At 75.2% G+C, this 1,550-nt stretch carries 3 protein-coding genes; 1 reads left to right on the forward strand and 2 read right to left on the reverse strand.

From position 1 onward, the window contains the following. Both KS423_RS45280 and KS423_RS45285 read right to left on the reverse strand, forming a co-directional pair. Window positions 1-423: hypothetical protein (locus KS423_RS45280; protein ID WP_224285486.1), on the reverse strand; the 423-nt coding region annotated here is incomplete at its 3' end. A 60-nt stretch (window positions 424-483) separates the two neighbouring features. After that, complete coding sequence (locus KS423_RS45285) at window positions 484-1,005, reverse strand: MarR family winged helix-turn-helix transcriptional regulator (protein ID WP_224285487.1); 522 nt, start codon at window positions 1,003-1,005, stop codon at window positions 484-486. 80 nt (window positions 1,006-1,085) lie between these two features. On the opposite strand from KS423_RS45285, the gene KS423_RS45290 reads away from it, so the two are divergent. Further along, a partial coding sequence (locus tag KS423_RS45290) for an MFS transporter (protein WP_224285488.1) occupies window positions 1,086-1,550 on the forward strand: 465 nt, incomplete at its 3' end.

A 1,550-nucleotide genomic window follows, 5' to 3' on the forward strand; every position in this document is an offset into this window, starting at 1 on the left:
CGCCGCACCCCGGACGGCGGCCGAGGTCAGCTCGTCGGCGGGGTCCTCGGCGCTCGCCCGCCGCCGGGCGTTGGGGCGCGCCAGGTACGGGCAGACCATGGCGGCGTAGAGCATGCAGGCCCGGTGGCCGGGGCCTTCCATGGTGGGTGCGAGGTTGCGGTACGGCTGCCCGGCCGCGAGCGCCCCGGCGATCGCCTCGCTCTCGGCGGCGCCGACCACCCGCCACACCGGTCCGCGCTCCATGAACCGCCCGCACACCGAGCACCGGCGCTCCAGCGCGCAGTCGGCGCTGCGCCCGTGGTCGGTCAGCGCGAACTGCGGCACGTCGCCCTGCCACGGCGTGATCGCGGGCACCGGGTAGCCCCGCCCGTCCCGGGGCCGCGCCCCCACGCCCTCCGGCACCGGCACACGTTCGAATCGCACGCCCCTATCGATACCAGGGGCGGGCACCGCGGGTCGACCCCGGCGGCCGGGACCGGGCTCCTACCCCTCGCCCTCCTGAGCCAGCATCACCTTCCGCAGCAGGTCCGCCAGGGCGCGCCGTTCCTCCTCGGACAGCACGCCCAGCAGCCGCAGCTCCTCCCGGCCCACCACGTCCAGGGCCTCGCGCCAGGCGGCCCGCCCGGCCTCGGTCAGCACGATGTCGACCTTCCGGCGGTCCTCGGTGGACGGCGTGCGCAGGACGAAGCCGCGCCGCTCCAGGGTCTCCAGCCGGCCGGTGACCGAGGCCGGGGCGAGGTTGAGGTCGGCCCGGAGGTCGGAGGGGGCGGCATGGCCGCCGCGGCCGGCGAGCACGTGCAGGGTGTCGAACTCGTGCTTGTGCAGGCCGTAGTCGGCGACGCCCTGTTCGCGGACCCGGCCGAGGTGGCGGGTGAGCCGCGACATCCGGGTCACGGAGGCCTCGATGTCCGGGTCGAGGCCGGGCAGTACCGGTTGCCAGCGGTCGACGTGGCCGTCCGTCCAGTCACGGGGCGGGGCGTCCTGCTGGTGGTGGTGCTCGGCCATGGAAGGAGTCTACAAAGGCTGAAGCAACGGCATCAAAATATTCGTTGCCAAAATTTCGACACCGAAATATGGTGCGGCGCGTGACACCACACCCCCTGAGCCTGAGCGGCTTCCGCCTGCTCTTCATCGGCCGGACGATCTCCACCCTCGGCGACGCCGTCGTCCCCGCCGCCCTCGCCATCGCCATCACCCGGGCCACCGGCTCCTCCGCCGCGCTCGCCCTGGTGCTGGGCTGCGCGGTGGTGCCGAAGCTGCTCCTGCTGCCCTTCGGCGGGGTGGCCGGGGACCGCTTCGACCCGCGCCTGGTCGCCCTCACCACCGACCTGGTCCGGGCCGTCGCCCAGCTGCTCGTCGGCCTGGAGCTGCTCGGCGGGCGTCCGAGCCTGACGCACATCGCCCTCGCCTCGGCCCTCGGCGGCATCGCCTCCGCCTTCGCCATGCCCACCGCCTCGCCGCTGGTCGCGGCCACCGTCCGGGGTGAGCTGCGGCTGCGGGCGAACGCCCTGCTCGGCACCGCGACCGGCGCCGCGCGCCTCGGCGGCCCG

The organism is Streptomyces sp. LS1784 (genome assembly GCF_020103755.1).
Taxonomy (GTDB): Bacteria; Actinomycetota; Actinomycetes; order Streptomycetales; family Streptomycetaceae; genus Kitasatospora.

Coding starts and splice junctions, on each gene's coding strand:
- KS423_RS45285 (WP_224285487.1), bottom strand. CDS start 1,005: ATGGCCGAGCACCACCACCAGCAGGACGCCCCGCCCCGTGACTGGACG.